This is a genomic window from Caulobacter sp. BE264, assembly GCF_031457805.1.
Taxonomy (GTDB): domain Bacteria; phylum Pseudomonadota; class Alphaproteobacteria; order Caulobacterales; family Caulobacteraceae; genus Caulobacter.
In genome coordinates, this window is record NZ_JAVDXI010000001.1 from 236,962 (window position 1) to 263,390 (window position 26,429).

A 26,429-nucleotide genomic window follows, 5' to 3' on the forward strand; every position below is an offset into this window, starting at 1 on the left:
CATGATCCGCTTCATCCTGAATGTTCTCTGGCTCATCTTCGGCGGCTTGCTGACGGGTCTTGGCTGGCTGCTGGCCGGCGTCATCCTGGCGATCACCATCGTGGGTCTGCCCTACGCTGGCGCTGCCTGGCGCATCGCCGGCTTCGCCTTCTGGCCGTTCGGCAAGGAGATCGTCAGTCGCCAGATCGTGACGGGTCAGGAGGACATCGGCACCGGCCCGATCGGGGCGCTGCTGAACGTGATCTGGTTCTTGCTCGCCGGCTGGTGGCTGGCGCTGAGCCACCTGCTGGTGGCGGTGGCCGAGGCGATCACCATCATCGGCATCCCCTTCGCCATCAAGGACCTGCAGTTGGCCCGCATCGCCCTGGCCCCGATCGGCGTTGCGGTGGTCAAGCGGTAGCTAGAAGCCGGTGAACAGTCTCTCCAGCGCGCGGCGGATTGCGTCTTCGTGCTGAGCGAGGCTGCAGGCGCGGCGACGCAAGGTGGTCGCTGTCAGGCTAAAGAGCTCGCTGATAAGCAGAGCCAGCGGCTCCCCTTGGATCTCGACCTCAATCTCCAGTTCGCAGACCAAACGGGTCGCGTTCTTCACGGCGGGCGCGACAATGACTTCGGATAGCCCTCGCAGGTGATGCGAGGAGATAACAACGAGGTAGGGGGCTAGGCTGCGAGCTTCAGCGGATGGGTTCTGATAGGCATCGAACTGGCGCAATTACCAACGCCTGAAATGGTCCGAAATCAGACCACGTTGTGCGATACGCTCGTTATGCTCCCTGATCGCTTCCGCGTTTTCTTCCGCCCAGCGCCGCGCGCGTTCCTCGCCGCCCGCGGGATCGACCTTCTGGAGATGCAGGCGCAGTCGTGTCTCGCTCATACCGACGACCGAGATCCCGAGCCGCTCAGCCTGGGCTAGCAGTTCTGGGTCAATGCCTTGGTCGAGGTCCGGGACGTCCATAGGACGGGAAACTAACATCGCGCGCCTTGATCTCACAGTATGCGATCACCTTGGCAAGTTGGGGAGGAAAATCAATCTAAAATAGAAATTGCACTACTGGCGCCGCAGGGCGTGCGTCCAAGGCCAACCTGTATCGCTTTGAAACCCCTGCGCCTCCCAGAACGAGGCGGCGGCGTCCGAGGCGCGGGCGTTGACGGTCAGAAGCCTGACGCTGTCGAAGCCTTCGTGGATCAGCGCTGAGGCGAGGGCGGTGGCGACGCCGCGCCGGCGCAGGGCGGGGCGAACGTAGAAGCGGCGCAGGCGCCGCGCGGGCTCGGCCGCGGCGGGTTCGGGCGTCATGGCGCCGATCCCCGCCAAGGCCCCAGCCAAGAAAGCGGCGAGCAAGGCCTCGCCGTCGTCCTCAAAGCGCACGCCGGCCTGCCAGCCTTCGGCCAGCAGGGCCATGTTGCGCGCGCCTTCGCCGGAGGCTTCGGCGACCAGATCGCCAAAGCCTTCCGGCAGCTCGTCGAAGATGCGGACGAGCTGGAGCATCGCTGGATCAGCCCGGCGAGATCATCTTCTCCGGACGGACATACTGGTCGAACTCTTCGTTCGTCAGATAGCCGCCGCCGACAGCCTCTTCGCGCAGGGTGGTGCCGTTCTTGTGCGCGGTCTTGGCGATCTTGGCGCAGGCGTCGTAGCCCAGCTTGCCGTTGAGGGCCGTGACCAGCATCAGGCTGTTCTCGACGCCCTTCTTGATGTTGTCGACGCGCGGCTCGATGCCGACCACGCAGTTGTCGGTAAAGCTGATCGCGGCGTCGGCGACGAGACGAACCGACTGCAGGAAGTTGTAGGCCATGACCGGGTTGAAGACATTCAGCTCGAAGTGGCCCTGGCTGCCGGCGAAGGTCAGGGTCGAGTGGTTGCCGAACACCTGGGCGCAGACCTGGGTCAGGGCTTCGGACTGGGTCGGGTTGACCTTGCCCGGCATGATCGACGAGCCCGGCTCGTTCTCCGGCAGGGCCAGTTCGCCCAGGCCGGCGCGGGGGCCAGAACCCAGGAAGCGGATGTCGTTGGCGATCTTGAACAGCGACGCGGCGACCGTGTTGATCGCGCCGTGGGTGAAGACCATCGCGTCGTGGGCGGCCAGGGCCTCGAACTTGTTCGGGGCGGTGGTGAAGCCAAGGCCGGTGATGCCGGCGATCTTTTCGGCCACCAGCTCGGCGAAGCCCACCGGGGCGTTCAGGCCGGTGCCGACGGCGGTGCCGCCCTGGGCCAGTTGCATCAGCATCGGCAGGGTGCTCTCGATCCGGGCGATGCCGTTCTCGATCTGCTGGGCGTAGCCGCCGAACTCCTGGCCCAGCGTCAGCGGGGTGGCGTCCTGGGTGTGGGTGCGGCCGATCTTGATGATGTCCTTCCACTCGGCGGCCTTGGCGGCCAGGGCCTTATGGAGGTGCTTCAGGGCGGGGATCAGGTCGTGAACCACCTGCTCGGCGCAGGCGATGTGCATGGCCGTCGGGAAGGTGTCGTTCGACGACTGGCTCATATTCACGTGGTCGTTCGGGTGGACGGGCTTCTTGCTGCCCATCTCGCCGCCCAGCATCTCGATGGCGCGGTTCGAGATCACCTCGTTGGCGTTCATGTTCGACTGGGTGCCCGAGCCGGTCTGCCAGACCACCAGCGGGAAGTGGTCGTTCAGTTTGCCTTCGATCACTTCATTGGCGGCGGCGATGATCGTCTCGGCGATCTTCGGATCCAGCTTGCCCAGCGCCAGGTTGGCCTCCGCAGCGGCGCGCTTGACGATGCCCAGGGCGCGAACGACGGGGAGCGGCTGCTTTTCCCAGCCGATCTTGAAGTTGCCCAGGCTGCGCTGAGCTTGTGCGCCCCAGTAGCGGTCGGCGGCGACTTCGATCGGGCCAAAGGTGTCGGTCTCGATACGCGTGGCGGTCATGCGGCGTGTCTCCCAAAAACGGTCGAGCGCGGTCTAGACCTTGCGCGGCGGGAGGGCAATGTTCGCGGTTGCGATAAGCGCCGGGCGAGCCTACGCCAAGGCCATCGTCCGGCCGGAGCCCTGAATGAGTCCGCACATCGCCCTGCTGCGAGCCGTCAATGTAGGCGGGCGCAAGGTTCTCAAGGATGACCTGCTGGGCCTGGCGCGGGACCTTGGGTTCGAGAGCGCCAAAACCCTACTCGCTAGCGGCAACCTGGTGCTCTGGGGCGAAGCAGGCGGCGATCTTGAGGGGCGTTTGGAGGAGGGGCTGGAAAAGCGCATGGGGCTTCGGACGGACTTCATGGTCCGCACGCCCGCCGAGCTCCGGGCGGTGATAGCCGCAAACCCTTTCCGGGATCAGGCGGCCACGCGACCCAATCACCTGCTGGTCAGTTTCCTGAAGACGCCGATCGACAGCGACACGGTTGAGGTCCTGCGCGCGGCGATCACGGGGCGCGAGGAGATCCACGCTGATGGGCGGGCGCTTTATATCGACTTCAAGGACGGCATCGGCGAGTCCACGCTGGATCGCGACTGGAAGAAGACCAAGCGAGAGCCGCTCGGCACCACGCGCAACTGGAACACGGTTCTGAAGCTGGCCGAGATGGTAGCGGCGTGAGCCAGTCCTTCGACGGAGCGGACTGGACCCACCACGGCAAGGTCCGCGCCCGCGAGGCGGGCGGCGAGCTGACCCTTGTGGTCGATGGCCTCACCACCCAGGGCAAGTACTATAAGCCGCTGATCTATGAGTTTTTCCGCAAGTCCTGGCGCGGTTCGCGGCCGGCCTGGGGCGAGTTCAGCGTCGAGATCGGCATGGAATATGTCGGCGAGCCGCCGTGGATGGACCTCGACAACCTGGCCAAGGCGCTGCTGGACGCGATCAAGGGCTACGCCTTCCACGACGACGCCCAGGTCGCCCGATTGCTGGTCGAGCGACGGCCGGGCGATCGCGAACGGATCGTCATCCAGGTGCGGAAGCTCAGCTCAAGCCTTATGCGGCGAACGCTCGAAGATTGACGCGGCCACGGCCACGTAGAGCACGACCAGGAAGGCGCCGTAGCGACCGACGCTGACCGGGTCGGTGGTCGGCATGACCTCGGCGTAGCGCGACACTACCAGGGCGCCCGCCACCAGGCCCGGGGTCGAGAACATCAGCATTGGAAACAAGCGGCGGCGGCGCGGCGTGTGCGTCAGCCGCGCCACCGCCTGAAAGGCGAACGTTACGGCCGCCGCGGCCGCGAACGCGTTCAGTGCGTAGAACCAGAAGGCGCTTTCGAGAACTCCCCCGCCGAAAGCTGCGTAAAACAGGGTGGCCGCCGACCAGGCCGCTAGCCCTGTTCCCCCAAACGCCAGACCGTCCAGTTTTGACACGTCGCGTCTCCTTTCTCGTCTCCCCGAACACCGATCTGCAAGGTCGGCGCCGGGGACGAAGGAGACGTGGGCGATGTCAGCTCATCCAGGGCAGCAGGTAGCCCCAAAGGGCCAGCAGCAGGCTAAGGAAGGCGAGCAGCAAGGCGGTGAAGGTGAAGGCGACCTTGCGGGCCTCGTTCCAGCTGTCGACCCGACGGCCGCCGCGCCAAACCATCGGCAGAAGGCCCAGCGTCAGGACCCCCAGCGCGGCAGCCACGAGCGCGCAGGCCGAGCCGCTGAGCAGCCAGCCGCTGGGCCAGCCGAAGAAGACGGTGGTCTGGTCTGCGGCCTTGACCGCGAACACGCCCATGCAGCAGGCCGAGATGAGCCAAAGCACGGCCTGCATGACCTGCATCTGGCCCGCTCGAGCCTGGATCGGCGTCTGCCGAGCCTCGCGTCGATTGCGGAACAGCGCTCCAAGGATCGTCACCACGCAGGCGAGGCCTGCGATCGTCGCCGTCCAGGACAGCAGCGACGCCGATCGCAGGAAACCGATCCGCTCATAGGTCGCGAAGCCTCGGGCGGCGTAGAAGCGTGACGGACGGTCGCCGTTCGTATCGAAGACCAGGGTCAGCGGGCCGTCCACGGCCTTGAACACGCCGGGGCGGGTGGTGCCGTTGAACAGCGTCGTGAAACCGCCGTCGGTCACCGAAAGCCTGCCGTCCGACGTGGCGCGAACCTGGGCGCGGCCGATCAGCCGGTTGGTGAAACCTTCCAGTCCGCCGTAGGCGCGCCGGGTGGTCAGATAGTCGCCTTCGAACGCCTTGGCCTGCTGATAGCTCAAAGCGCTGCCGGCGGGTACGGGCGAGGCCGGTGCGTAGAAGTGCTCGACGATGGTCGAGGGCAGGGTGGCCGGCAGATTGGCGCCGCTGTCGGTGTTGACCGACACGAAGATCCCAAGACCAAGCTCGGGCACGATCACGAGGTTTGAGTGGAAGTACAGCGTTGCGCCCTGATGGCCGAAACCTCGACGGCCGCCGGGTAGCGGTACGTCTTGGAACCCGGCGTTCCAGCCTGCGGCGTCAGGCGAAGGGCGATACATCGGCGTCCGGAACGCTTGGGCGGTCCTCGGCGAGAAGATGGTCCGGCCATCGATAGCGCCGCCATTCAGCAGCAGCGTCATGTATCGCGCCATATCGCCGGCGGTGCTGGAAGCGGAGGCCGCCGGGGCGACCTGGCCCATGAACTCGCGCGGCTGGGTCTTCCAGCCCATCGCGGTCCAGGAGAAAGCGTCGGAGAGGTCTGCGGCCAGGGTTTCGGCCATGGGGGCCGGCAGGTCGTCGCGCCAGGGACGGGCCTCCCGGAAGGTGGTGCGCGTGAGGCCGGCGGGGATGATGATCTCCTCGCTCACCAGTTGCTCGAACGGCTTGCCTGTGACGTTCGAGACCGCCGCCCCGGCCAGGGCGGCGCCATAGTTGGAATAGCTCGGGAGAAGGCCGGGCTCTCGGACGCGGCGAGGCCTTTCCTGGCGAAGATAGTCGGCGAGCGGCCGTACGCGGTTCGGATCACGCTCGAACAGCTGACCCAAGGCGCGATCCTCGAAGCCGGATGTGTGGGTCATCAGGTCTCGCAACCGCACCTGGGTCTTCTTGCCCTGATCCTTCACCTGCAGCGCTTCGGGCAGATAGAGATTGACCGGACCGTCGAGGCGCATGCGGCCGGCCTCTATCTCGTTCATCAGGGTGATCCAGGTGAACGTCTTCGAGATCGAGGCGACCCGAAAAAGGGTCCTGTCGGGATCAACCCGCTTGCGCTGACCAAGATTGGCGAAGCCGTAGCCCTTCTTGAGTACGACTTGACCATTCTGAACCACAGACAGGGTCACGCCGGCGATGTGGTCGCGGGTCATGGCGCGTTGCACGACCCCGTCCACGAAGGCCTCCAGTTCGGGACGGGGCAGGGGGGCGATCCCTGGCGGGGTCGGCGTCGTGACGGGCGTCGCGGGCGGAGAGGTCGTGGCGGCGATCGGAGTCGGGCGCGACGCGGTCGCCGAAGTGACCGCAACTGGGCGCTGCGGGCGCGCGCGTCTCTGGCGCAGGCTGGAATAGGGGCGGACCGTGGTCTCCTGCTGCGCCGTCGCTGGCGCGGGGGCGCTCACCGCGGTGTCCTGGGCCCACGCCTCCGATCCGGTGATGGACCAAAGTGCGAGCATGGCCGCCATGAAGGCGGCTGCGGGCGAAACGCGCGACGTCAACGATGTCCCCTGGGTGAAGCGGAAAACTTCTAGGGTTTGTGTAGCGCGCTCCTCGCCGCGGTCAAACCCGAACGCCCCATCACGGCGCCTTTGTTGACGGTCGTTCGAAGGCGTAGAGCGGCAGCAGGGGGCGTAGCGCCGGACCAACCCAGATCTGAGGTTCGGAGGCGGGTTCTGCGCCGGTCTCCTTTTCCTTGCGCGCCACGCAGGCCTTGAGGTCCGCGCCGAGGGCGGCGAAGTCCCGGGCGTCCAGCGCGACGGACAGAAAGCAGTCGTCGAAGAATGGATACTTGTCGCTCTCGCCACAGCCGAACGACGCGCGATCCGGGCGCGCGGCGGTCAGGATCAGTCGGTCGGGCTTCTGTAGAGGCGGAATGAAGACACCCGAAAAACAGGCTGAAATCACCACGACGCTGGGGCGCGCGGGACAGGCGTCGTTCAACATCGCCGCCAGCAGGTGAGGGCGCAGCAACTGCTTGCCGAGAATCACGCCCTCGGGGCTGCCGTGCGTGCTGATGTAGAAGAGGCAGCCGGCCTTGGCGGTCTCCGCCTTGGTCCGGAGCGCGTCATAGATCGTCCGCGCCTCGGATCGGCTGGGCGCCTCGGATGGATAGCGCTCCGGGCGGACAGAAAACTGCTGGATCGCCGCGCTGTCGAAGCCCATGGCGACCAGCGTCTTGGTCACGTCGCGACGCGCATTGTCGAAGGCTTCGGTAGGCCCGCCCGAATGGGCTTGAAAGTCGCCCGCGATGACGACTGCGCTCCAGTTCGAGAACGGGCCGCCGGCGGGCGCCGCCGTCGCCGGCGAGAAGAGCAAAACCAGAAGTCCTATGACCGCCGCCGCTCTCCGCATCGCGCGCCTACGTTTTCTTGAAGTTCGCGAAGGGGGTTGGGATCGCCGTACCGGTGGACTTGGCCAGGAGTCGCCCTTCGCCGTCGTAGAGTTCGCCTTCCATGAAGCAGATGGTGCGCCCCCACTTCACCACCCGGCCGACCCCCCGCAGCGGTCCGGGCATGGCGGGGCGCAGGAAGCTGGTCTTCATCTCGAGGGTCGGAACCACATGGGTCATGCCGGACGTGACCATGCCGGCCACCGACATGCACTCGTCCAGCATGGCGCAGACATAGCCGCCTTGAATCTGGCCCATCGGGTTGCAGAGCAGCTCGGCGCGTGCGGTGAAGCCGACCTCGACCTCACGCTCGGCCTGGCGGACGGCGAGCATCTCGAAGCCCAGGGTCTGGGAGCCCGTTGGTTGTCGCTTGGACGCACGGAAGCGGGCGAGGATCGCCTCATCCGTCAGGGTTTCCGGCGCGTCCGAGGCGATGTCGCTCATTTTTTGCGGAACTGGTCCAGCGAAACGATCTTGGGACCATCTTCGCTTGAAGCGCTGGTGGCCTTGTCCTCGGGCTCCGGATCCGGCTCCGGCTCGTCCTCGACCACTTCCGGCGCAGAGAACTGCAGGGCGAACTGAACCGAAGGGTCATAGAAGCGGGTCAGCGCCGCGTAGGGCACCGAAAGGCGCTTGGGCTGACCGCCGAACTTCAGGGTGACCGAGAAGAAGGTCTCGCCCGGCGCCAGATCCCAATACTGGTGCTGCAGGACGATCGTCATCTCGTCGGGGTACTTGGACAGCAGGTCCTGCGGACCCGACACCCCCGGGGCCTTGGTCTTGAAGGTGATGTAGAGGTGGTGAGGCTCGGGCAGGCCACCCGGCGCGGCAGCCTTCTTGAGCGCCGCCTTGACCACGCCGCGGAGGGCGTCTTGGGCCATGGCCTCGTATTGCATGAGGTCTTCGGGCGGTTCGGTCTGGGACATGCTCGGCGTGAAACTTCGAACTGAAAACGAGATTCCGAACCTAGCGCGTCGTGGGCCACGCGCAAAGCGGGCGCTTACGGAATCCCATCGGCGATGTCGGAGTAAGGTGGAGGGATTCTGTTGGCAGGCTCCCCCATGCCCTCGAGGAAGAGAGGAGGGAGCCTCGATGATGTCGTGGAAAGTGGAGGGATTCTGTTGGCAGGCTCCCCCATGCCCTCGAAGAAGAGAGGAGGGAGCCTCGATGATGTCGTTGAAAGTGGAGGGATTCTGTTGGCAGGCTCCCTCCGGGCCCCGCCTAGGGATCTGAACCCCTAGGACTTAAGAGGCGAATTCACCGGCGCCGCATTACGCAGCGACAGCGAACTCTTCAGCGAAGTTATCGTTCGCATTTAGATAAAGGCCCGAAACGGTGGGCCAAGCCGAGAGAAAGCAGACACCTTTACACGTCTGTCGATGCTGATCGGCCCCATACAGTCCCATGATAACTTGGGAGAGTTTTGGTGGAGCCGCCGGGAATCGCACCCGGGTCCAGTCCGCTTATTACGTGCGCGTTTATCCCCATAGTTCGGCCGAAGCCGGACACCTCATATATAGGGAGGCGAGGGCGGCGAGGGAAGGGCCTGTCCTAAGGTGTCCCCAGGCTGAGGCGTCCGTCGACCAGCTTGCCACTGACGACCGCGCCGTGGTCCTCGAACAGTTTCAGGGTCTCGCCGACCAGGACGTAGACGCCGGTGAACGCATCGGCCAGGTCCGAGCGGGTCTCGATGAAGCGGCCGTCGGCGCGGAGTTCCAGCGAGACACGACCGTCCGACGAGGTCCAGACACCGGCGACGGGTCTGTGGGGAATGATGGCGGCGGTCATCATCGGGCGGCCCTCCAGGCTGTGGCCCGTTGGGTCGGCGGGGTGTCGGGGAGCAGGGCGGTCGCGGCGGTCAGCGCGGCGGTCCCGCCCAGCAGGGCGGCGACGAACCAGCGCGGAGCCGTCACGCCACGGCGGGGCGTGTGTCGTCTCATCACCAAACTCTGATTGTGGGGCTCACCGCGTCGAGGCGGAACGTGACGACTATGCCTCGCCAGACTTCTCCGACCTAGATCGATGCTCCGGCTTGATTGCACGATCCTCCGGAACAGCGGGTGGCCGCGTGACGGCCGCAGCACCAAGGTCTACAGAAGTTCTCGTCAAGCTAGGGAAATTCTGATGAGCACGCGCGAGACGCTTGCGGCATTGATTGAACGATTCACGCCGGAGGAGGGCCCTGTCGACACGTGTTGCCCCAGGGTCAATCTGTATCGCCTCAGCCGCCCCAGTGAGCCTTCACATGGGCTGCATGATCCCTCGTTCTGCGTTCTGGCGCAGGGACGCAAGCGCGTGGCTGTTGGCGACACGGTGCACGAGTATGACGAGCGCAACTTCTTCCTGTCGTCGATCGACGTGCCGGTGGTCGGTCATGTCGTGGAGGCCTCTCCAGACAAGCCGTATCTGAGCTTCCGCATCGTTCTCGACGCCAACCTGATCAGCGAGATGATGATGGAGGCGGGCTTGGCTGCACGCCTGGACGCCGCCGCGCCTCTGGTGGGCGGCATGTCGGCGGGCGCAATGACACCCGCCCTGTTCGACGCGGTGGTCCGCATGGTGCGACTTCTGGAAACGCCTGAGGACGTCGCGGTGATGGCGCCGCTGATCGAACGCGAAATCCTCTACCGGTTGCTGACGGGACCCGAGGGGCCGCGCCTGGCCCAGATCGCCCGCCGCGACAGCCGCCTGCGCCAGATCAACCGCGCCATTGGCTGGATCAGGCGCAACTTCGACCAGCCGTTCAGTATCGATGTCGTCGCCGAAGAGGCGCGGATGAGCGCATCGGCGTTGCACCAGCACTTCAAGGCGGTGACCTCGCTCTCACCGCTGCAGTATCAAAAACAGATCCGCCTGCAGGAGGCGCGACGGCTGATCCTTGTCCAGCGTCTGGACGCGGCGAGCGCCGGCCATGCGGTGGGCTACGACAGCCCATCGCAGTTCAGTCGGGAATATGCGCGTCTCTTCGGCGCGCCGCCGCTCAGAGACGTGGCGCGGCTGCGCGAGCAGCCGGAGCCGATGGCGGCGGGCGCCTAGACGTGAGGCCGAAAGTGGGAACCGGTTTCGGCTATTCTCACGCTCTAAGTGTTTGACTTAGAGCCTTTTTTTGCGCCTGAAATCGATTCCGATTTCAGGCTAAAGGCTCTAGATCGGCGCATCCGCGCTACATGCCTTCGAAGCCACGCTCGATGGACAGGACGCCGGTGCGGGACAGCTCCACCAGGCCCAGGGGCCGCATCAGGTCGAGGAACTTGTCGATCTTGGACGGCGCGCCGGAGATCTCGAACACGAAGCTCTCCAGGGTGGTGTCGACCGGCTTGGCGCGGAAGATCTCGGCGATCCGCAGCGCTTCGAGTCGATCGACGCCCGAGCCGCGCACCTTCACGAGGGCCAGCTCGCGCTCGACGCCGTTGGGGTCGCGGGTGACGTCATGCACGCGGCGGACGTTCACCACCTTGTTCAACTGAGCCTCGATCTGGTCCAGCACATGGCGGGTGCCGCGGGTCACCACCGTGATACGGCTGGTGTGAGCCTTGCGGTCCGTCTCGGCGACGGTGAGGCTCTCGATGTTGTAGCCCCGCGCGGCGAACAGGCCGACTACGCGATGCAGGACGCCGGGCTCGTTGTCGACGAGGAGGGCGAAGGTGGCGGACTGTTCGGCCTGGTCCTTGGGGCTAAGGTCGTAGGCTGAGGCGGGAGCGGGTTGCACGTTGGCGGTCATTCGTGAGCTCTGACTTCTGTTTCGTTCAATGGTTTAGGCTTTCCGCCTCGGCGACGGGACAATGACGGGAGTTTGTCCCACTCACCACGCATCATCGCTTCCTTCTTGGCGCGAGACCAACCTTTGATACGGCGTTCCGCCGCGATCGCGTCAGTGATGAACTGGAACGCTTCGCACCAGACCAACTCCACCGGTAATCGGTCGGCCGTATATGCGCCTCCATGGCCTTCCTGATGCTGCGAGACGCGGGTTTCGACCTCAGCCCCTCGGTGGGAGCCCACGTAGTAGGAGCCATCACGGCACCTCAGTACGTAAACCCATGCGCTTTGGAGATCGTACATCGGCCCTGCGTCCTTCGAGGCCCGCTGCGCGGGCGCCTCAGGATGAGGAAGACTTTGCGAGGTGAAAGCGGAAAAACGGGGCTTCTACTGAATACCTCATCCTGAGGCGCCCTCCGCAGGAGGGCCTCGAAGGACGCAGGACCGATCAGACCAGCCCCGCGCCGTCCTCGCCGATGACGTTGCCGATGTCCTCGACCTCGCCCATGATCATCTCGTTGTGCGCCTTGCCCGACGGGATCATCGGCAGGCAGTTCTCGTGCTTCTCGACACGGCAGTCGAAGATCACCGGCTTGTCGCTGTTGATCATCTCCAGGATCTTGCCGTCCAGTTCGGCGGGATTTTCGCAACGGATGCCGACCGCGCCATAGGCTTCGGCCAGTTTCACGAAGTCGGGCAGGCTGTCCGAGTACGAATGGCTGTAGCGCTCGCCATGCAACAGCTGCTGCCACTGGCGCACCATGCCCATCCACTCGTTGTTCAGGATGAAGATCTTGACCGGCAGATCGAACTGGATCGCCGTCGACAGCTCCTGGATGCACATCTGGATCGAGGCCTCGCCAGCGATGTCGACGACCAGGCTGTTCGGATGCGCCAGTTGCACGCCCAGGGCTGCAGGCAGGCCATAGCCCATGGTGCCGAGGCCGCCGGAGGTCATCCAGCGGTTGGGCTGTTCAAAGCGGAAGAACTGCGCGGCCCACATCTGGTGCTGGCCGACCTCGGTGGTGATGTAGACGTCCTTGTCCTTGGTCAGTTCGTACAGTCGCTCGATGGCGTACTGCGGCTTGATGACCGAATCCGAGCGCTTGTAGGCCAGGCACTGGCGAGCGCGCCATTGGTCGATCTGCGCCCACCAGTCCGTCAGGGCGGTCTTGTTGGGCTGCAGGTTCGCGGCCTTCCAGGCGGCGATCAGGTCCTCAAGCACCGAGCCGGCGTCGCCGACGATCGGCAGGTCGACGCGGACGTTCTTGTTGATCGACGAGGGGTCGATGTCGATGTGGATCTTCTTGCTGCCCGGCGAGAAGGCGTCGAGGCGTCCCGTGACCCGGTCGTCGAAGCGCGCCCCGACGCAGATCATCACATCGCAGTCGTGCATCGCGTTGTTGGCCTCGAACGTGCCGTGCATGCCCAGCATGCCCAGCCAGGCCGGATCCGCCGCCGGGAAGGCGCCCAGGCCCATCAGCGTCGAGGTGACCGGCGCGCCGGTCAGGGCGGCGAACTCGCGCAGCGCCGCGCTGGCCTTCGGGCCCGCGTTGATGACGCCGCCGCCGGTGTAGAAGATCGGTCGGCGCGCCTGGGCGATCATCTTGGCGGCTTCGGCGATGCGGCCGGCGTCACCCTTGGTGCGCGGCGCATAGGCGTGGGTCGAGGCCACCTCGGTCGGGCCGTAGTATTCGCCCTTGGCGAACTGGACGTCCTTGGGGATGTCGATCAGCACCGGGCCGGGGCGTCCGGTCGTGGCGATCTTGAAGGCCTCGTGGATGATCTGGGGCAGGTCGCGGACGTCTTTGACCAGGTAATTGTGCTTGGTGCACGAACGGGTCATGCCGACCGTGTCGGCTTCCTGGAAGGCGTCGGTGCCGATCAGGTGCGTGGGGACCTGGCCGGTGATCACGACCATCGGGATCGAGTCCATCAGGGCGTCCATGATGCCGGTGATGGCGTTGGTCGCGCCGGGGCCCGAGGTGACCAGGACGACGCCGGGCTTGCCGGAGCTCCGGGCGTAGCCCTCGGCCGCGTGCGCCGCGCCCTGTTCGTGGCGGACCAGAATGTGCTGCAGGCGCGGCTCATGGAACAGCGCGTCGTAGATTGGCAGGACCGCGCCGCCCGGATAGCCGAACAGAACTTCCACCCCTTGGTCGACGAGGCCGCGAACCACGATCTCGGCGCCCGTCATGGCGCGATCGGTGGTGTCGTTCGGAGCTGGGCTCTCGATGGTCTGGTGGGCGGTCATGGGACGATCCGGGGGAGAGAGGCGAAGAGAGGGGGCGGAAAAGAAAAAAGGTCCCGAAGGACCTTTGCGCGCGCGACCGAGCTACGACGTGACTTCGAGGTCACCCCGCGAACGGCCGCTCCATAAGTACGATCATGGTTTTGCGCACGAGTCTTGCTCCAAAGCTACGGAACGGGTGATGACATGCGCGTGTAAACGCGTCAAGGCGCGTTTCGCCGCAAGGTTCTGCCTTTTGGGGCGGTGTCGCCTTACCGGTGTCGCCGGTCTGAGGGGCAAGTTTCACCCGCCAGGGCCGCTGTTGCGAAATACAGCGACGCGAGGCTCATCGCCGCCGCGATTTTCTCGCTAGCGGGGCGGGGTGGTCAGCGCTTGAAGCAGCAGCTTCAGGGCCGTGTCGCGGAAGGTTTCCATGTTCGCGACGCGATCGCCATGGCCCGTCTCGATCACCAGGCTCAGCGAAACGGGACCGGACACCGCTACGCAGCAGTGCCCGGCGGCGTCGCCATAGGCGTTGCCTGACGGACCGGTGGCGCCGGTTTCCGCAAGGCCCCAGGTCGAAGCCATGCGTTCGCGAACGGTGCGCGCCATGAACTGGGCGTAGGGCTCGCTGGCCGAACGCATGTCGCCCATCTCTTCCTTGCTCACGCCCATCAGAGCGGCGCGCGCCTTGGGCGTGTAGACGATCGCCCCGCCGCGATAATAGGCCGAGGCCCCCTCGACGCTCAGCAGGGCGGCGGAGACCAGGCCGCCGGTGGAGGACTCCGACACGGCGATGGTCTCGCCTCGCGTCTTCAGCAGGGCGGCGATCTCTTCGATCAGACTCACGGTACGACCCTCTCCCAATCCGGCGTCTGGTTGCGGAACCAGGTCAATTGCCGCTTGGCGTAGCGTCGGGTTTCCTGGCGCGCGGCGTCCAGGGCCTGGTCGAGCGTTGTTTCCCCGCGAAGGTGCGCGGCGAACTCGCGATAGCCGACCGCCTTCAGGGCGGGCAGCGCGGGATCCAGGTTCCGGGCTTCCACGGCGCGAACCTCGTCCAAGGCGCCTTGCTCGACCATGATCGCCAACCGCGCGTCGCAACGCGCATAGAGCTCGGCCCGTGGCGGGTCCAGGACGAGACCCTTCCAGGACCCAGGGGCGAGGGCGGGCTTGGTGTCGGTCTGCCAAGCGGTGAGAGACTTGCCCGTGGCGATGGCGACGGCGTGAGCCCGGACCAGACGCTGGCGGTCGCCCGTTTCGATCCGCGCTTCGGCCTCAGGGTCGAGCGGTTTCAGGATCTCGCGGAACTCGGCCTCACCCCGCGCCGCGTACAACAGGCTGGAAATCTCGCGTTGGGTCTCAGGCACCGGCGGCACGTCGGCGAGGCCGTGGGTCAGGGCGCGGAAATAGAGCCCGGTGCCGCCGACCACGATCGCCGGCTTGCCGCGGGCCTCGATCTCGGCGAGCGCCTGGGTCGCCGCCTCCAGCCAGCGTCCGACCGACCAGCCGATGGCCGGGTCGACGACCTGAAACAGGTGGTGCGGCGCCCGCGCGGTCTCCTCGGGTGACGGACCAGCCGTCAGGACACGAAGGCCCGCATAGATCTGCATGGAGTCGGCGTTGACGATCTCGCCGTCGATCCGCTCGGCCAAATCCAGGGCGTAGGCGGACTTGCCGCTTGCGGTCGGGCCCGCGATCAGCCAGATGCGGGGCGCGATGTCCGAACTCTCCACCATTCCGACCGTCCTCACCGTCGTGGGGGCAAACCCCGACGCCTACGCACAAGCCGTTTCGCGCGTCGAAGCGGCCGTGTCCAGCCGCCGCGAAGGCCTGGGGCCGCTGGCCGCAGACTTCTTTGTCGACGGCGGCCATGCGGAGGCCGTCAATACGGCGTTGGCGGATCTGGCCGTAGACTTCGCGATCCAGCCCGCCGCGAACCGCCGCAAGGGCCTGCTGATCGCGGACATGGACTCCACGATCATCAACGTCGAGTGCTTGGACGAACTGGCCGACTTCGCAGGCGTCAAGGCGCAGGTCTCGGAGATCACCGAGCGCGCCATGCGCGGCGAACTGGCCTTCGAGGGCGCGCTTCGCGAGCGTGTCGGCATGCTGAAGGGCCTGGGCGTCGCCGCACTGCAGGCCTGCTATGACGAGCGGGTGAAGCTCAATCCCGGCGCCGAGACGCTGGTCCGTACCATGGCCAAGCACGGCGCCCGCTGCGCGCTGGTCTCGGGTGGCTTCACCTTCTTCACCAGCCGCGTCGCCGAAGCGGCGGGCTTCCACCTGAACCGCGCCAACACCCTGATCGAACTGGATGGCGTCCTGACCGGCGCCGTTGGCGATCCGATCCTGGGCAAGGAGGCCAAGCTGGCCGCGTTGCGCGAAGAGACTGCAGTCCTTGGCCTGACGCCCGCCGACGCCCTGGCGGTCGGGGATGGGGCCAACGATCTGGCGATGATCGAGGCGGCCGGTCTGGGCGTGGCCTACCGGGCCAAACCGATCGTGGCGGCGCAGGCCGACGCCAAGGTCGATCACACCGACCTAACCACCTTGCTCTACTTCCAGGGCTACAAGGCCGAGGAGTTCCACGCGTGAGTTTTCCCCGCCGCGTCGAGGGCGTCGTCTTCGACATGGATGGTCTGCTGCTGGACACCGAAATCGTCTATCGCGCGGCCATGATTGAAGCCGGGCAGGTGTTCGGCGTCGGCTTCACCGGCGAGATCTACGCGGCGATGGTGGGCAAGACCACGCCCGAATGCGGCGTCATGCTGCGCGAGTTGTTCGGCGAGACCTTCCCGGTTCAAAGCTATTTCGAGCGGGTCTGGGCCGATGTCGAGGACCTGCTGGAGGCCGAGACCCGGCTCAAGGCCGGCGTGATCGAGATTCTCGACTTCCTGGATGACCTGGGCCTGCCGCGGGGCATCGCGACCTCAAACGGCAAGCCGGCGTTGGAACGTTATCTGGGGCGCTTTGAACTGTTGCCGCGCTTCAACGCCGTGGTCGCGCACCATGATGTGGTGCGCCACAAGCCCCATCCCGATCCGTATCTCGAGGCCGCCCGTCGCATCGGCGTCGATCCGGCCGCGTGCCTGGCGCTTGAGGACTCCCACCCTGGCGTCCGCGCCGCCCACGCGGCCGGCATGATGACGGTGATGGTGCCCGACATCCTCGATCCGAACGAGGAGATGCATGACAAGTGCGTCCACATCGCCGACAGCCTGCACCACGTGCTGGATCTGCTGAAGGCGTCGGCCTGACCGAGGTCAGGCGCTAAGCCGGCTCTCGGTCTCGACCGGCAGGTCGATCGCCCACGCGTCGAGGAACTCGATCAGCTTGTCGACGGCCAACGGTTTGGCGACATGGTAGCCTTGGGCGAGGTCGCAGCCCATCAACTGCAAGGCGGCGATCACTTCGCGGGTCTCGACGCCTTCGGCCGTGACCTTCATGCCCAGGCTATGCGCCAGGTCGACTGTGGATTTCACCAGCAGCGCGTCCGTGCCGCCGGACGCCAGAGCCGTCACGAACATCTTGTCGATCTTCAATTCGTCGGCGCGGATTTGCTTGAGATAGGCAAGGGACGAGAGGCCGGAGCCATAGTCGTCGATCGACACGCGGATATTGGCTTCGGCCAGACGCGCCAGCACCGCCAGCGCAATGTCGGGATTGCCGATGACGGCGGTCTCGGTGATCTCGAAGCAGATGTTCGCCCCGGTGGCCATGACCTGAGCGATGGCGTGCTCGGCGAAGCCTTGGTCGTCAATGAGGCGGCCCGAAACGTTGACCGACATCAGCACCTCATGACCGGCCGCGCGCAGACGCGCCTGATCCTCGATGGCCTGGGTCAGCACATAGTCTGTCAGGGCGCGAATATGGCCGGTTTCCTCGGCCATGCCGACGAAGAGGTCGGGGCGGAGGAAGCCGCGTGTCGGATGGTTCCAGCGGACCAGCGCTTCGACGCCCGTGATCTGGCCGGAGCGCAGATCCAGTTTGGGCTGGTGGGCCAGGAAGAGGTCGCCGTCGCGAACAGCGTCCAGCATCTCGCTCATCAGGGACAGATTCGACGCCGGGTCGCCGTAGGCGATGGGGTCGAAGGCCATCAGCTTGCGATGGGCTGCGCGCGCCTGATCCAGACCGATCAGGGCGTGTTCAATCAGGCGCGCCGCGTCGACATCGCCCTTCGCCGCAGACGCCAAGCCCAGGGTGATATGCACATCGACTGGCTCGCCGCCGATCCGCAGCGGCGCTTCGAGATCGGGAAGCAGGGCTTCAGCACGCGCGAGCGCATCCTCGATGTCGCTCGCGGTCGAGATGACGCAGAGGATCGAGGTCGTCAGGCGTCCGACGATCAGGCCCGGGACGGTATCTGCGATACGCTGGCCGAGCTTGGCGACCAGCTCGGTCGCCAGCTCGTAGCCAATCGCCGCCCGGACCTGGGGGAAGCGATCAAAGCCGATCGTTCCGATGACGACTTGCTCGTTGACCGATAGGCCGGTGAGGCGATCGTGGATGGCGCGTTCAAGCGCGCGCCGGTTCGGCAGGCCGGTCTCGGCGTCGTGAAGGGCCTGATGGATCATCTCCGCCTCGCGATCGCGGATCTCCTCGGCCATCAGGTTGAAGCTTTCGGCAAGCCGGCCAATCTCGTCGCGGGTCGTGACCTCGACGGAGACCTCTTCGCCGCGTTGAAGACGGCGGGCGGCCTCGTCCAGCGCGGTGATCGGTTTGGCCAGGCCCCGGGACAGCGCCCAGCTTGCGGCGACGACGAGGGCGGCGCCGATAAGGCCTGCGACGATCACGGCCGCCATCAGGGGGCGATAGGGCGCCAGGGCTTGCGCCATGGGGTAGCGCAGCACGAGCGCCGCCCCGCGCGTCTGATCAAGGGCGCGGATCGGCTGCACCAAGACCAGGCTATCGCCATCGGCCCGCAGCCTGACGGGCGCGCGGGATTTGTCCTGCATCGCCTTTGCGACGAAGGCGGCCAGGGCGCTAGCGGCCGGTGTTTGGTCGGCGGAAACCCAGGCTTGGTTGCGCTGCGTGAACACCTGAGCGTCCAGGCCGATCGCCGACAGCTTTTCCAGCGCCTTCATCTCGCGCTCATCCAGCTTGGCGGCGAAGACGACCCAGCCTGTCAGGGTCGGTGACAGGATCGGCGCGGAAATCAGTTGATGGGGCTGGCCGTCGATGGCGAACACGCCCTGTGCGCCATCCTCGGCGTCCAGCGCAGTCCACAGGGTCTCCAGATCCAGGCGGCCGGGATCGAGGCCCACAACTTCGCCATCCACGCCTATCGTGAAGGCGAGGTCCAGGCCGAGCCGCTGCCGCAGGTTGGTGACGGCCGACTCCACGGTGGCGCGATCATGCGTGGCGACGGCGGCGCGGAAGCCGAAGTCCCGAGATAGCAGTTCGGCCCCGTCTTGCAGGCGCTGCGTGCGCAGGGCCCAGATGCGGTCGAAGACCGTCCCGGTGGCCGCAAGCTCCTGGCGAACGGCGCGTTGGGCGTTGCTGGCGATCGCTACATAGACCGTCACCGCAACCACGCTCAGGGCCAGGGCGAAGAGTCCTGCGTAGAGGACGGTCAGCTTGGTCTGGAGGCGCTTGAACATCGCCGGTCTAGTGGTGGCCTGAGGGCTGGCGCAGTTCGACGGTCACGGCTTCGCGTGCGGCGCCTGCGCCGACGCTGGTGATCGCCAGGGCCTTCTCGTTCTTCATCCCGCGCAGATAGGGGTGCCAGACCTTGGCCGTAATCGCACCGGCCGGCACGTCGCGGACCGTCACCACCCCGTTTGCATCGGTCTTGGCGGCGTAGGCCGTGTCGACGACGCGGATGAAGCTGACCATCTTGTCGTGGATGTTGCAGCCGATGGCCACGACGCCCGGCGCGTTCATCTTCGCCGTGCGGTTCTCTTCGTGGCCGTACAGCTTGATCTCGAACTTGTTGCCCGGCGAGAATGAATAGACGTGGTGCCGGACCTTATCGAGGTTCGGAAACTGTACGTCCGCGCCGACGGGGACCACCAGCATGAGCGGGTTGAACTGGATATTCTGCTGCGCGACCCGATAGGCCCAGGGGAACTTGATTGGGCCCTTGGTGGGCTGGCCGTTCGGATAGACCATGACCACGGCGTCCTGGACAGGCTTTCCGTCGGCGCCGCGCACCGAGACCGTGAGGTCGCCGGCATGAGCGTACCCAGCGACGGACAGAGCGATGAGGAATGTCGCCAAGCGCTTCATGCGTGGAGCTATAGCGAAGCGCCCATGAAATCGCCGTTAACGCAGGCTTCCTCGAATGTTCAAGCCCGCCAGAAAGTTGATGCAGATCATCTTTTCGGAAACCATCTGTAAAAACTTTGGATAACAAGGTCTGAACGTCCGATGCGGGACGTGGGACTCGCGATCGGCTCTCTTGGAGGGGGCTATGAAGCGATTTCCAGCAGCGACTATTCTCTTGGCCACGGCTTTGGCGGGCGAGGCATCGGCCGGCGAGATTGAAACCGGCGGGAAGCTTCTTCTAACTCACGGCGTCAGCGCGCTGGAGGGCGGCGCGGGCGGTGGCCTTGCGACCTGGGCTGTGATTGCCGGCGGCGAGACCAATCGCGGCGTCGGCGGCGAGGTTCACTACACGCATGTCGGCGTCGACGACTACAAGCTGGGCGCTTACGGCGCAGCGGTGGGTTATCGTGATCGTGTGGAACTGTCGGCGACCCAGCAGGTGTTCGACACCGGCGCGACCGGCGCCAAGCTTGGTCTGGGGCGCGGCTTCAAGTTCAAGCAGACCGTCTTGGGCGCCAAGGTGCGGGTGATGGGCGATGCGGTCTATGACCAGGACCGCTGGCTGCCACAGATCGCGGTCGGCGCGCAGTACAAGGATAACAATCAGGACGCCCTCGTCCGGGCGCTCGGCGCCAAGAACGACAGCGGCGTCGACTACTATGTCGCCGCGACCAAGATCCTGCTCGACAAGTCCCTGGTGCTGAGTGGCGCGGTGCGGCTGACCAAGGCCAACCAGACGGGGCTGCTCGGGTTCGGCGGGACCGATGGCTACAAGCCGCAGTTCGAAGGCTCGGCAGGCTACCTCCTGAGCAAGCGTCTGGTGGTGGGGGCGGAGTATCGGACCAAGCCCAGCAACCTGGCGTTCGCCAAGGAGGACGACTGGATGGACCTGTTCGCCGCCTACGCCATCAATAAGAACCTGTCGGTGACCGCCGCTTATGTGGATCTCGGCGACATCGCCACCTTCAAGAACCAGCGCGGTGTCTATCTGTCGCTGCAGGCCGGCTTCTAAGGGAACATGACTATGAAGACCGTCAAAGCCCTCGTCCAAGCCGGTGTCGCCTGCATGCTCGTCGCCGGCGCCGCCTTCGCCCAGGACACGACGCCGGCCGGCGAAAAGCCGGTTGATCCCTATACGCAGTCGCCGGCCAACGCCGGGGCCGCGCCGCTGTCCGACCCGGCGACCTTTCAGGCCTTCCATGGCAAGGAAGGGCTGGCGCGGATCGCCTCTGACCTCGTCGACCGCAGCATCGCCGATCCGAGGATCAAGGAGATCTTCGCCACCACCGACGTCCCGCGTCTGAAGCGGACCCTGACCGAGCAGTTCTGCTACGTGCTGGGCGGCGGCTGCGTCTATACTGGCCGCGACATGGCGGCGGTTCACAAGGACATGGGCGTCACCAATAAGGACTTCAACGCCCTGGTCGAGAACCTGCAGTGGGCGATGGACAAGGAGGGCGTGCCCTTCGCCGTCCAGAACAAGCTGCTGGCCAAGCTGGCCCCCATGCAGCGCAAGGTGGTCGAGCGGTAGGGCCGCTCCGCACTTGAAATGCCTAGCGCTCGCGCGGATATGAGGTCCCCGGAACAGGAGGCCTCGCCCGTGACCGCAACCCTCGATGACGCCCGCACGGCGCTGGACCGTATCGCCGACCCGGCCAGCGGGCAGGGGCTGGTGGCGGCGGGACTGGTCCAGGGCCTCGTCGTCCGTAACGGCCGCGCCGGCTTCATGCTGGAGGTCCCCGCCAGCGTCGTCGCGTCCTACGCCCCGGTGCGCGAGGCTGCCGAGAAGGCTCTCGCCGCCCTGCCGGGCGTCGAGCAGGCCCAGGTGGTGCTGACCGCCCAGGCGGCCGAGGGCGCGACCCGCGTTCGCAAGGGCGCCAAGATCACCGAGGATCCCCAGGCCCGCATGGCCCCGCCGCCCGAGGCGGAAAAGCCCAAGCATGTGCGCCATGTCATCGCCGTGGCTTCGGGCAAGGGCGGGGTGGGCAAGTCGACCGTCTCGACCAATCTCGCGGTCGCCTTCGCCCGGATGGGACTGCGCGTGGGTCTGTTGGACGCCGACATCTATGGGCCCTCGGCCCCCAAGATGATGGGTGTCGACGGCGATCCGTTATTTGAGAATGAGAAGCTGCAGCCGCTGGAGGCGCATGGCGTCAAGCTGATGTCGATCGGCTTCATCGTCGATGAGGGCAAGGCGATGATCTGGCGCGGGCCGATGGCCTCGTCGGCCGTTCGCCAGATGATCCACGACGTGGCCTGGGGCTCTGAGGCGCAGCCGCTGGACGTGCTGGTCGTCGATCTGCCGCCGGGCACTGGCGACGTGCAGCTGACCCTGGTGCAGAAGCTCCGCATCGACGGCGCGGTGCTGGTGACCACGCCGCAGGAGATCGCCCTGATCGATGCGCGTCGGGCGGCCTCGATGTTCGAGAAAACCGCGACCCCGATCCTGGGTCTGATCGAGAATATGGCCTTCTTCGCTGATCCCTCGACCGGTGCGCCGATCCCGATCTTCGGCGAGGGCGGCGGCGTCGCCGAGGCGGCGCGGCTGAACGTGCCGCTGCTGGGCCGCGTGCCGATCGAGATCGCCGTCCGCCTGGGCGGCGATCAGGGCGTGCCGGCGGTCATCGGCGAGCCCAAGGGGCAGGCCGCGCAGGTGTTCGTCGGGGCCGCGCAGCAGCTCTGGGAAGCAATCGACTAGACGAAAAAGCCCGCCTGGATCGCTCCAGGCGGGCTGCTTGTTCCAGGGACGTTCAGCCTTAGAAGCTGAAGCGCGCGCCGGCGGCCAGCACCACGGCCGAGCCTTCGACATCGCCGCGCAGGCGGACGGTCGAGCTGGTCGCGGTGACGTCGGTGCGGTTGATCTGGCTCTTGTCGAAGGCGATGTAGCTGAGCGCGGCGTCGAGCTTCAGGTTCTCGGTCGCGGCCCAGGTGGCGCCGGTGGCGTACATCATGCGGTCGCCGTCCGGCACGCGGGCGGTGCGGCCCACGTCCGGCGTCGGGGTCGGGTCGTACTGGACGCCGGCCCGCAGAGTCAGGCGGGGCGAGGCCTGGTAGTCGACACCGGCCGCGTAAGTCGTGATGTCCTTGTAGTCCTGGGCGCTGGTCGACCCGCCGCCGGCGAAGGCCACGCGGATCGCGTCAAACTCGCTCCAGCCCACGCGGCTGATCGAGCCGTTCAGGGTCCACTGGTCGTTCACCGCCCAGCGTGCGCCGAGGTTGGCGATCCAGGGCAGGGTGATCTTGGCCTGGCCATCGACCGTGAAGTTGTTGGCGGCGGGGATCGGGGCCAGGAGGCCCGAGACCTTCACCGTGCCGTCCAGCTTGTGGTCGATCTTGCTGCGGTAGCTGGCGCCGATGGTCAGGCTCTTCGTCGGGTGCAGCTGAGCGCCGACCGTGTAGCCGTAGGCCCAGCCGTCGCCCTTCAGCGACTGCGCGCCGTCGGGCTGCAGCGGCGAGATGTTGGGCAGGGCGTTGGTCAGTTCGGCGTCGGCGTACATCGCCGTGACGCCCACGCCCAGGTCCAGCATGTCGTTGACGCGGTAGGCGACGACGCCGTCGACGTTCACCGTGCGCAGCTGCGACTTCAGCGCGTCGTAGCGGGTCCAGCTGTCGGGGTTGTACTCGGTGGTGAAGTTGTAGGGCGCGGCGACCGACAGGCCCAGCGAGAGCTTGTCGTTGAGCTTCCAGGCGCCGCCCAGGTTCGGGACGATCCCGTCGTTGATCGGATCAAAGGCGGTGTTGGCGCCGCCCACCGGGGTGGTCAGGCCGGCCGGCGGAACCGGGCGGGTGATGGTCGAGCCGGTGCTGGTGGCCTTCGAGTCCACCTGGATCGCGTTGAGGCCGAAATAGGCTTCGCTGCGGGCGATGCCGGCGATCGCGGCGGGGTTCCACCACAGGCTGCCGACGCCCTTGTCGGCGACTTCGCCGGAATAGGCGCGGCCCGCGCCGCGGACCGATTGTTCCTGCAGGTAGAAGGCCGAAGCGGAGGCCTGGGAGGCGGCGACGAGCGCCACGAAAGCCACGCCGACGGCGAGGCGGGTACGCGTAGAAGACATTTTGACTTGCGACCTTCTTGGGGAGGAGGAGGTCCGCCGGGCGCCGGCTGGCGCACGAGGAGCGCCGCCTGTAACCCATCTAGTAAAATATCGTTGTTATTATTTGAAGTGGGTGTGAATTTTGTACTGTCTGTAAAAGAAACGGGGGCAATCGCCCCCGTTTTAATCGCTGTTCTGTCAAATACTGATCGAACGATGCTTTTCGATCATTGTTTTATTTGGGGTGGTGTCAGCCGCCAGCCATCTTGCGGAAGAACTTCTGGCCCTGTTCGCCGCCATTGAAATAGGCCTTCTGACCGTCCTCAGCGGTGATCTGGCCCCAGCTGTCGCGGACTTCCTCGGCCGACAGGCCGCCTTCGCCCAGATAGACGCCTTCGGTCTCGTAGATGCGCGACAGGGCGAAGGCGCCGGCGCCGGCGGTCAGGATCGCGCCGGTCGGCGCCTCGTCCGAGCAGAGATAGACGACGCCCGGCGTCACATATTCGGGGGCAAGCTTGGCCAGCACTTCGGGCGGCATCAGGCCTTCGGTCATGCGGGTGGCCGCCACCGGGCTGATGGCGTTGATCTTGACGTCGTTCTTGGCGCCTTCAAGCTTGAGGGTGTTCATCAGGCCCAGCACCGCCATCTTGGCCGCGCCATAGTTGCTCTGGCCGAAGTTGCCGTACATGCCCGACGACGAGGTGGTCACGACGATGCGGCCGTAGTTCTGGGCCTTCATGATGTCCCACACGGCCTTGATCGGCTTGAAGGTGCCCCAGACGTGGACCTGCATGACCGCCTCGAAGTCGGCCAGCTCCATCTTGGTCAGGGTGCGGTCGCGCAGGATACCGGCGTTAGCGATCAGGATGTCGATACGGCCCCAGGTGTCCATGGCGGTCTGGACCATGTTGGCCACGCCCGCATCGTCGGTCACCGAAGCGCCGTGGGCGATGGCTTCGCCGCCAAACGCCTTGATCTCTTCCACGACCTTCTGAGCCGCCTCGGACGAGCCGCCCGAGCCGTCGACGCTGCCGCCCAGGTCGTTGACGACCACCTTGGCGCCGCGACGCGCCAGTTCCAGGGCGTGCTGTCGGCCAAGCCCGCCGCCGGCGCCCGTCACGATCGCCACCTTGCCGTCGAAGCGGATGTCCGCCATGCCGAAGTCTCCCTCAAACGTGTGTTTGGTTTGGCGCGTTTGTGCGGCGCGGGAGAGGGGAGGTCAAGGGGAGGGGGTTCCATCGTTCCGCAGTGCTTGGATCTCCCTTCCCCTTGATGGGGAAGGGCCGGGATAAATCCTCCCCCCAGCGGGGGAGGTGTCGGCGGAGCCGACGGAGGGGGAAGAAGCCGGCTTGGCAGCACTTCCCCCTCCGGCCTTCGGCCTCCTCCCCCTCTGGGGGGAGGATTTTCAGAACGTCCGACCAGGGTCGATAGCTGTCTGGCGCCTTCCACAAAAACCCGACCTTCCCGGCGAATGCCGGGACCCAGATCGAACCCACTGACACTGATCCATTCAGCGCTGCGTTACGTCGCATCATCCCCAGCCGCCCCGGATGAATCTGGGCCCCGGCATTCGCCGGGGAGGTCGGTTGTTGAAGTATCCGCCCAGGATCGAAGCCCGACCCGCACATTCTCCAGCGCAGCAAAATAAAAACGCCGCGCGGGGGCCGCGCGGCGTTTCAAGGCGTTGTGGGCTGAGGCGGGCCTTAGGCCTTCTTCTTGGCTCCGCCGGCCACCGGCGGGGTCGGCTTGTCGCGCTTCACGCCGGCCTTCTGGCCGGGCTTCATGAACTTCACCAGCACGCGCTGGCCGACCAGCAGCGGGGCGCCGTCGGCGCTGACCACCACCTCGACGACGCGCTCGTCGCTGCGCTGGCTGGGGTCGTCCGAGGCCAGCTTGCGGGCGCCGAAGACGGCGGCGCGGCGCAGGACCTTGCCGACATAGGTCTTGTCCGGATCACCTTCCGGCTGGATCTCGACCTCCTGGCCGATCGTCACGTTCGGGATGTCGGCTTCGACGATCTCGGCGCGGGCGATGCGCTGGGTGTTGGGCTCGAGGTCGAACATGGCGGTGACGTTCAGGGTCGAGGCGCCCGAGCCCGGATTGGCCTGGCGGCGGGCGATGCGGCCGTCGGCCGGCGCGCGGATCACCGTCAGTTCCTGATTGTAATTGGCCTGCGCCAGCTGGGCCGAGGCGACACTGATCTGCGCCTGCTGGGTGCCGATATTGGCCTGGGCCTGGGCGATCTGGTCGCGGGCGGCGTCCAGCTTCTGGGCCGCGACATAGTTCGCGCCAGCCAGGCCTTGCAGGCGGTTGAACTCACGCTGGGCCGTGCGCAGCTGCACTTGATAGAGCGCCAGCTGGGCCTTGGCCGAGGAAAGGTTCGCCGCCGCCGTCTGGGCGGCCAGGCGGACGTCGTCGTCCTCCTGCTTGGCCAGGGGCTGGCCCTTGGTGACGATGTCGCCTTCCTGCACGAAGACTTCGCGCACGATGCCCGGGCGGCGCGCGGCCACCTGGATCACGCCGCCTTCGACGTCGGCCTTGCCCTGGGCGATGGCCGCGTAGGGAGAGGGCTCTTCTTGGGCGGCGGCGGCCTCAAGCTTCTTCTTCTTTTCGGCCTGTTGGCCCTTGGCGTAGAAGAAGCCGCCGCCGAGCAGCAGCACGACGACCAGGACGATGTAGAAGGCGGGTCGGCGCAGGAAGCCGGGCATGTGGAAATTCCCCCAG

The 26,429-nt window shown here is 66.1% G+C and carries 31 protein-coding genes, 1 other RNA gene and 2 pseudogenes; 10 read left to right on the top strand and 24 right to left on the bottom strand.

Going from position 1 to position 26,429, the window contains the following annotated elements; all coding sequences use genetic code 11:
• Position 1 precedes the first annotated feature (1 nt).
• Positions 2-400 carry a YccF domain-containing protein gene (locus tag J2X45_RS01080; protein ID WP_310210108.1) on the top strand — a complete coding sequence of 133 codons (399 nt, stop codon included), beginning with the start codon at positions 2-4 and terminating at the stop codon, positions 398-400.
• Here J2X45_RS01080 and J2X45_RS01085 read toward each other — a convergent pair whose 3' ends face one another.
• The 4 genes from J2X45_RS01085 to fumC form a co-directional block, all read right to left on the bottom strand.
• On the bottom strand, positions 401-709 hold the full coding sequence (locus J2X45_RS01085; RefSeq protein WP_310210111.1) for a CcdB family protein: 309 nt from the start codon (positions 707-709) through the stop codon (positions 401-403). It lies immediately after the preceding gene.
• Positions 710-952 carry a type II toxin-antitoxin system CcdA family antitoxin gene (locus tag J2X45_RS01090; RefSeq protein ID WP_310210114.1) on the bottom strand — a complete coding sequence of 81 codons (243 nt, stop codon included), beginning with the start codon at positions 950-952 and terminating at the stop codon, positions 710-712.
• Positions 953-1,045: 93 nt separating this feature from the next.
• The gene (locus J2X45_RS01095; RefSeq protein ID WP_310210117.1) at positions 1,046-1,483 is read right to left on the bottom strand and encodes a GNAT family N-acetyltransferase; all 438 of its coding nucleotides are present in this window, start codon (positions 1,481-1,483) and stop codon (positions 1,046-1,048) included.
• A gap of 7 nt (positions 1,484-1,490) precedes the next feature.
• Positions 1,491-2,882: a class II fumarate hydratase gene (fumC, locus tag J2X45_RS01100; RefSeq protein WP_062095259.1), complete on the bottom strand. Its 1,392-nt coding sequence runs from the start codon at positions 2,880-2,882 to the stop codon at positions 1,491-1,493.
• A 124-nt stretch (positions 2,883-3,006) separates the two neighbouring features.
• On the opposite strand from fumC, the gene J2X45_RS01105 reads away from it, so the two are divergent.
• Both J2X45_RS01105 and J2X45_RS01110 read left to right on the top strand, forming a co-directional pair.
• Entirely contained in the window at positions 3,007-3,540 is a 534-nt protein-coding gene (locus tag J2X45_RS01105) for a DUF1697 domain-containing protein (protein WP_310210123.1), read from the top strand.
• Positions 3,498-3,938, top strand: a complete 441-nt coding sequence (locus tag J2X45_RS01110) for a RusA family crossover junction endodeoxyribonuclease (RefSeq protein ID WP_310212058.1) — start codon at positions 3,498-3,500, stop codon at positions 3,936-3,938. Before J2X45_RS01105 ends, J2X45_RS01110 begins: the two co-directional genes overlap by 43 nt.
• On the opposite strand, the gene J2X45_RS01115 is transcribed toward J2X45_RS01110, so the two are convergent.
• From J2X45_RS01115 to J2X45_RS01150, 8 genes are all read right to left on the bottom strand, one after another.
• Positions 3,906-4,292 carry a hypothetical protein gene (locus J2X45_RS01115; RefSeq protein WP_310210126.1) on the bottom strand — a complete coding sequence of 129 codons (387 nt, stop codon included), beginning with the start codon at positions 4,290-4,292 and terminating at the stop codon, positions 3,906-3,908. The two genes, J2X45_RS01110 and J2X45_RS01115, sit on opposite strands and share 33 nt — an antisense overlap.
• Before the next feature lie 76 nt (positions 4,293-4,368).
• Positions 4,369-6,525, bottom strand: coding sequence for a serine hydrolase domain-containing protein (locus J2X45_RS01120; protein WP_310210129.1), 2,157 nt, complete (start codon positions 6,523-6,525; stop codon positions 4,369-4,371).
• A gap of 79 nt (positions 6,526-6,604) precedes the next feature.
• Entirely contained in the window at positions 6,605-7,378 is a 774-nt protein-coding gene (locus tag J2X45_RS01125; protein ID WP_310210132.1) for a C13 family peptidase, read from the bottom strand.
• A 7-nt stretch (positions 7,379-7,385) separates the two neighbouring features.
• On the bottom strand, positions 7,386-7,859 hold the full coding sequence (locus tag J2X45_RS01130) for a PaaI family thioesterase (RefSeq protein ID WP_310210135.1): 474 nt from the start codon (positions 7,857-7,859) through the stop codon (positions 7,386-7,388).
• Complete coding sequence (locus J2X45_RS01135) at positions 7,856-8,341, bottom strand: ClpXP protease specificity-enhancing factor SspB (protein WP_310210138.1); 486 nt, start codon at positions 8,339-8,341, stop codon at positions 7,856-7,858. Before J2X45_RS01135 ends, J2X45_RS01130 begins: the two co-directional genes overlap by 4 nt.
• 255 nt (positions 8,342-8,596) lie before the next feature.
• Positions 8,597-8,961, bottom strand: a transfer-messenger RNA (tmRNA) gene (gene ssrA / locus J2X45_RS01140).
• Between the two features lie 5 nt (positions 8,962-8,966).
• Positions 8,967-9,206, bottom strand: a complete 240-nt coding sequence (locus J2X45_RS01145; RefSeq protein ID WP_310210141.1) for an Atu4866 domain-containing protein — start codon at positions 9,204-9,206, stop codon at positions 8,967-8,969.
• The gene (locus J2X45_RS01150) at positions 9,203-9,355 is read right to left on the bottom strand and encodes a hypothetical protein (protein ID WP_310210144.1); all 153 of its coding nucleotides are present in this window, start codon (positions 9,353-9,355) and stop codon (positions 9,203-9,205) included. The genes J2X45_RS01145 and J2X45_RS01150 overlap by 4 nt, the downstream gene beginning before the upstream one ends.
• 184 nt (positions 9,356-9,539) lie before the next feature.
• On the opposite strand from J2X45_RS01150, the gene J2X45_RS01155 reads away from it, so the two are divergent.
• Positions 9,540-10,451: an AraC family transcriptional regulator gene (locus J2X45_RS01155; protein WP_310210147.1), complete on the top strand. Its 912-nt coding sequence runs from the start codon at positions 9,540-9,542 to the stop codon at positions 10,449-10,451.
• Between the two features lie 127 nt (positions 10,452-10,578).
• Here the strand turns inward: J2X45_RS01155 and ilvN are convergent, their stop codons facing one another.
• The 6 genes from ilvN to miaA all read right to left on the bottom strand — a co-directional run bounded on the left by ilvN (position 10,579) and on the right by miaA (position 15,140).
• Complete coding sequence (gene ilvN, locus J2X45_RS01160) at positions 10,579-11,136, bottom strand: acetolactate synthase small subunit (protein WP_010919962.1); 558 nt, start codon at positions 11,134-11,136, stop codon at positions 10,579-10,581.
• Positions 11,133-11,477: a GIY-YIG nuclease family protein gene (locus tag J2X45_RS01165; protein ID WP_310210155.1), complete on the bottom strand. Its 345-nt coding sequence runs from the start codon at positions 11,475-11,477 to the stop codon at positions 11,133-11,135. The genes ilvN and J2X45_RS01165 overlap by 4 nt, the downstream gene beginning before the upstream one ends.
• A 145-nt stretch (positions 11,478-11,622) precedes the next feature.
• Complete coding sequence (locus J2X45_RS01170; protein ID WP_310210157.1) at positions 11,623-13,428, bottom strand: acetolactate synthase 3 large subunit; 1,806 nt, start codon at positions 13,426-13,428, stop codon at positions 11,623-11,625.
• Between the two features lie 100 nt (positions 13,429-13,528).
• Positions 13,529-13,576 (bottom strand): hypothetical protein, encoded by a 48-nt coding sequence (locus tag J2X45_RS01175; protein ID WP_024265762.1) that lies wholly within the window; start codon positions 13,574-13,576, stop codon positions 13,529-13,531.
• A gap of 197 nt (positions 13,577-13,773) precedes the next feature.
• Positions 13,774-14,253, bottom strand: coding sequence for a CinA family protein (locus tag J2X45_RS01180; protein ID WP_310210160.1), 480 nt, complete (start codon positions 14,251-14,253; stop codon positions 13,774-13,776).
• Entirely contained in the window at positions 14,250-15,140 is an 891-nt protein-coding gene (gene miaA / locus J2X45_RS01185) for a tRNA (adenosine(37)-N6)-dimethylallyltransferase MiaA (RefSeq protein ID WP_310210163.1), read from the bottom strand. Before miaA ends, J2X45_RS01180 begins: the two co-directional genes overlap by 4 nt.
• Here miaA and serB point away from each other — a divergent pair.
• Both serB and J2X45_RS01195 read left to right on the top strand, forming a co-directional pair.
• The gene (gene serB / locus J2X45_RS01190) at positions 15,121-15,999 is read left to right on the top strand and encodes a phosphoserine phosphatase SerB (RefSeq protein WP_310210166.1); all 879 of its coding nucleotides are present in this window, start codon (positions 15,121-15,123) and stop codon (positions 15,997-15,999) included. The two genes, miaA and serB, sit on opposite strands and share 20 nt — an antisense overlap.
• Entirely contained in the window at positions 15,996-16,661 is a 666-nt protein-coding gene (locus tag J2X45_RS01195; RefSeq protein WP_310210169.1) for an HAD family phosphatase, read from the top strand. Before serB ends, J2X45_RS01195 begins: the two co-directional genes overlap by 4 nt.
• A 6-nt stretch (positions 16,662-16,667) precedes the next feature.
• Here J2X45_RS01195 and J2X45_RS01200 read toward each other — a convergent pair whose 3' ends face one another.
• Both J2X45_RS01200 and J2X45_RS01205 read right to left on the bottom strand, forming a co-directional pair.
• Entirely contained in the window at positions 16,668-19,004 is a 2,337-nt protein-coding gene (locus J2X45_RS01200; protein WP_310210173.1) for an EAL domain-containing protein, read from the bottom strand.
• A gap of 7 nt (positions 19,005-19,011) precedes the next feature.
• Entirely contained in the window at positions 19,012-19,632 is a 621-nt protein-coding gene (locus J2X45_RS01205) for a methylamine utilization protein (RefSeq protein WP_310210176.1), read from the bottom strand.
• Positions 19,633-19,816: 184 nt separating this feature from the next.
• Here J2X45_RS01205 and J2X45_RS01210 point away from each other — a divergent pair, with 184 nt between their 5' ends.
• The 3 genes from J2X45_RS01210 to J2X45_RS01220 all read left to right on the top strand — a co-directional run bounded on the left by J2X45_RS01210 (position 19,817) and on the right by J2X45_RS01220 (position 22,369).
• Complete coding sequence (locus J2X45_RS01210) at positions 19,817-20,683, top strand: DUF3034 family protein (protein WP_310210179.1); 867 nt, start codon at positions 19,817-19,819, stop codon at positions 20,681-20,683.
• A gap of 12 nt (positions 20,684-20,695) precedes the next feature.
• Entirely contained in the window at positions 20,696-21,202 is a 507-nt protein-coding gene (locus J2X45_RS01215) for a group 1 truncated hemoglobin (RefSeq protein WP_310210183.1), read from the top strand.
• 69 nt (positions 21,203-21,271) lie between these two features.
• Complete coding sequence (locus tag J2X45_RS01220; RefSeq protein WP_310210186.1) at positions 21,272-22,369, top strand: Mrp/NBP35 family ATP-binding protein; 1,098 nt, start codon at positions 21,272-21,274, stop codon at positions 22,367-22,369.
• A gap of 58 nt (positions 22,370-22,427) precedes the next feature.
• Here J2X45_RS01220 and J2X45_RS01225 read toward each other — a convergent pair whose 3' ends face one another.
• From J2X45_RS01225 to J2X45_RS01235, 3 genes and pseudogenes are all read right to left on the bottom strand, one after another.
• Positions 22,428-23,726 (bottom strand): outer membrane protein transport protein, encoded by a 1,299-nt coding sequence (locus J2X45_RS01225; protein WP_310210190.1) that lies wholly within the window; start codon positions 23,724-23,726, stop codon positions 22,428-22,430.
• Positions 23,727-23,955: 229 nt separating this feature from the next.
• Positions 23,956-24,861 carry an SDR family NAD(P)-dependent oxidoreductase gene (locus J2X45_RS01230; RefSeq protein WP_310210193.1) on the bottom strand — a complete coding sequence of 302 codons (906 nt, stop codon included), beginning with the start codon at positions 24,859-24,861 and terminating at the stop codon, positions 23,956-23,958.
• Positions 24,862-24,994: 133 nt separating this feature from the next.
• Positions 24,995-25,110 (bottom strand): annotated as a pseudogene (locus J2X45_RS01235) (peptidase); the annotation flags it as partial.
• A gap of 66 nt (positions 25,111-25,176) precedes the next feature.
• Here J2X45_RS01235 and J2X45_RS01240 point away from each other — a divergent pair.
• A pseudogene (locus J2X45_RS01240) lies at positions 25,177-25,293 on the top strand (hypothetical protein); the annotation flags it as partial.
• 115 nt (positions 25,294-25,408) lie between these two features.
• Here J2X45_RS01240 and J2X45_RS01245 read toward each other — a convergent pair.
• Complete coding sequence (locus tag J2X45_RS01245) at positions 25,409-26,413, bottom strand: HlyD family efflux transporter periplasmic adaptor subunit (protein WP_310210196.1); 1,005 nt, start codon at positions 26,411-26,413, stop codon at positions 25,409-25,411.
• Positions 26,414-26,429 lie beyond the last annotated feature (16 nt).